Source organism: Micromonospora maritima, from assembly GCF_902825405.1.
GTDB classification, from domain to species: Bacteria; Actinomycetota; Actinomycetes; order Mycobacteriales; family Micromonosporaceae; genus Micromonospora; species Micromonospora maritima.
Genome location: NZ_CADEAU010000602.1, coordinates 1 through 2,920, shown reverse-complemented (window position 1 = coordinate 2,920; position 2,920 = coordinate 1). Strand labels below are relative to the sequence as shown.

At 72.7% G+C, this 2,920-nt stretch carries 3 protein-coding genes and 2 tRNA genes; 4 read left to right on the top strand and 1 reads right to left on the bottom strand.

Annotated features, from left to right (window positions below; all coding sequences use genetic code 11):
• Positions 1-293 (top strand): isocitrate lyase/phosphoenolpyruvate mutase family protein (locus HUW36_RS29780; RefSeq protein WP_174531141.1); only part of this gene is annotated, 293 nt, incomplete at its 5' end.
• 85 nt (positions 294-378) lie between these two features.
• On the opposite strand, the gene HUW36_RS29775 is transcribed toward HUW36_RS29780, so the two are convergent.
• The gene (locus tag HUW36_RS29775) at positions 379-621 is read right to left on the bottom strand and encodes a DUF6458 family protein (RefSeq protein WP_174531140.1); all 243 of its coding nucleotides are present in this window, start codon (positions 619-621) and stop codon (positions 379-381) included.
• Between the two features lie 160 nt (positions 622-781).
• On the opposite strand from HUW36_RS29775, the gene HUW36_RS29770 reads away from it, so the two are divergent.
• The 3 genes from HUW36_RS29770 to HUW36_RS29760 all read left to right on the top strand — a co-directional run bounded on the left by HUW36_RS29770 (position 782) and on the right by HUW36_RS29760 (position 2,758).
• Positions 782-854, top strand: a tRNA-Gly gene (locus tag HUW36_RS29770).
• A gap of 12 nt (positions 855-866) precedes the next feature.
• Positions 867-938: transfer RNA gene (locus tag HUW36_RS29765), tRNA-Val, on the top strand.
• 173 nt (positions 939-1,111) lie between these two features.
• Positions 1,112-2,758, top strand: coding sequence for a PKD domain-containing protein (locus tag HUW36_RS29760; RefSeq protein ID WP_174531139.1), 1,647 nt, complete (start codon positions 1,112-1,114; stop codon positions 2,756-2,758).
• The last annotated feature ends 162 nt before the right edge of the window (positions 2,759-2,920 follow it).

Below are 2,920 nucleotides of genomic sequence, written 5' to 3'. Positions count from 1 at the left end.
TGGCCGCCGGCGCGGACGGTGTCTTCGTGCCGGGGACGGTCGACCCGCGGACCGTGGCGGCCCTGGTGGCGGCGATTCCCGCGCCCCTGAACGTGCTGGCCGGGCCGGGTGCGCCACCGGTGGCGGAGTTGGCGCGTCTCGGGGTGGCCCGGGTCAGCCTGGGCTCGGCGGTGGCCGAGGCGGCGTACGCGGTGGTCCGGCGCGCGGCGGTGGAGGCGCTCGGTGACGGCACGTACGGTGCGCTCGCCGACGCGCTCGACTACGGCACCATCAACGAGCTGATGCGGGACTGAGCCGGGTACGCGGACGGGGACGCCATCGGGCGTCCCCGTCCGGGCCGGTGCGGGGACCGATCAGCTCCGTCGGCCCCCGGTCGCCTCACATCGGCGGGGCGACGTCCCGGCGCTCCTCGACCCGGCGGTACTCGACCGGCTGCTCGGTGGTGGTGACCACCTGGCGGCGCCGGCCCCAGACCAGCGTGGTCATGACGAGGCCGAGCACGCCGGCCGCCATCAGGATCCAACCGACGACGTCGAGGTCGACCCCGCCGACGTTGGCGTTGAGCGCGAAGGTGAGGATCGCGCCGACCGCGATCAGGAAGATGCTCGTACCGATACCCATGACAGCCTCCTTCGGGGGGACGGTTGTGCTGTCGGATCGACAGGTACCCCGGGGGCGAGCAGCGCAATCACCGCCCCGGGCGGCACGCCGGGGGGCTGTCGCGGGGCGATCTTGGCATCGGGTAGAGTTTGCCCCGTCGCCGGCGCGAGTCGGTGACGACGCGGACGTAGCGCAGCTGGTAGCGCATCACCTTGCCAAGGTGAGGGTCGCGGGTTCGAATCCCGTCGTCCGCTCGCGAACCGCCCGGGCGATTGGCGCAGTGGGAGCGCGCTTCCTTGACACGGAAGAGGTCACTGGTTCAAACCCAGTATCGCCCACTCGTTCCCCCCGACCGCCGCTCGACCGGCGGACATCTCCCACCGGCCGGACAAGACCGGCCACATCGGTCACCCCATCACACCGAGGACCCGGTACGGGTCCCCCGTGCGGGTTATGGAAGGCGCGACCGCAGCGTGTCAGGGTGAGGCCCGATACGCAGGGAGGCGGTCACATGGGGACGATCGGGCAGGGACGATGGCGGCGGACGGTCGCCCGGCTGGGCGTGGCGGCGGTCGTCGCCGCGGCCGGGGTGACGGTGGGAGCCGCGCCCGCGCAGGCCACCGCCACCCGTACCGTGGCGTTCTGGAGCATGGACGAACCGCCGTCGGCGACCGTGCTGACGGACAGCAGCGGCAACGGCCGGCACGGCACGGTGGGCGACGAGGTCGTCACCGGCGCGCTCTACGCCGGGGCCACCGGCCACCGCTTCGCCACCCACCTGCCGCCCGACCAGGAGTACGTGCCGGAGCACGTGGACCTGGTGCCGCACAGCACCGACTTCAACCCCGACGCCGGGGACTTCTCGGTGACCATCCGCTACCGCACCACCCACTCCTTCGGCAACATCCTCCAGAAGGGACAGGGCAACGCGGTCGGCGGCTACTGGAAGTTCGAGGCGCCCAGCGGCAAGCCGAGGTGCCTGTTCCGGGGTGGTGACGGCGCCTCGCGGACCGGCTACACCGGAGTGTCGATCGCCGACGGCCAGTGGCACACGGTGACCTGCAACCGCACGTCCGCGTACGTGGAGATGTACGTCGACGGTGTCCGGACCAGCCGGCTGAACGGGCCGACCGGCACCATCGCCAACACGTGGCAGGTCTCCGTCGGCGGCAAGAGCCAGTGCGACGGTACGAAGGTCACCTGCGACTACTTCGCCGGTGACATCGACTACATCAAGATCCTGAAGGGTTCCGGCGGTCCGGCCAACCAGGCGCCGGTGGCCCACCTGACGCCGTCCTGCTCCGGGCTGGTGTGCACGTTCTCCGGCGCGGGCTCCACCGACGCCGACGGCGCGATCCAGGACCACCGGTGGGACTTCGGCGACGGCGCGACCGCCGACACCGTCTCCGTGCCGACCACCTCCCACACCTACGCGACGGCCGGCACCTACCCGGTCACGCTCACGGTGACCGACGACCGGGGCGCCACCGGCACGGCGACCGTCGACGTCACCGTCGCGCCGGTCGCCGAGCGGATCTCCTTCGTCGGCCAGGCCACCGCCAACACCAACTGGACCAGCCACACGGTGACCGTCCCGGCGTCCGTGCAGCCGGGCGACACGCTGCTGCTCCTGCTCAGCCAGAACACCCACACCGGCACCGGGGAGCCGACCGGCGTGACCGGCTGGACGCGACTGGACCGGCTCGACGGCGGCTTCGCCACCACGACCGCCTGGTCCAAGACCGCGGTCGCCGGGGACGCGGGTACGCCGGTCAAGGTGACCCTCGACGGTCAGGCGAAGGGCAACCTGGTGGTGGCCGCGTACCGGGGCGTCCGGCCGGGCGCGCCGGTCTTCGCCCGGGCCACCGACCCGGCCAGCAGCGCCAGCCGCATCACCCCGTACGCGCCGGTGACGGTCGCGCAGAGCTGGGCGGTGTCGTACTGGCTGCACGGCGACGGCACCTCCACCAGCCTCACCCCGCCGGCCGGTGTCGCGGTCCGCAGCAACAGCTCGCAGACCGGTGGCGGCCGGGTGACCGGGCTGCTCGCCGACTCGGGCAGCAGCGTGCCGGTGGGCAGCTACGGCGGTCTGACCGCGACGGCCGCCGCCGCCAGCACGACCACCACCACGTGGACGTTCGTCCTGCCGCCGGCCTGACGTCTTTCCGGTACGCGCGAAGGCCGGCACCCCGCTCGGGGGTGCCGGCCGTTCGCGTTTGTCTTACTTGGTCCAGTGCTGGGCCACGATGTCGGTGGCCTGCTTCTCCCACTGGGCGTAGGCGTCGGGGTAGGCGGAGACCTGCACGGTCTGCGCGGCCTC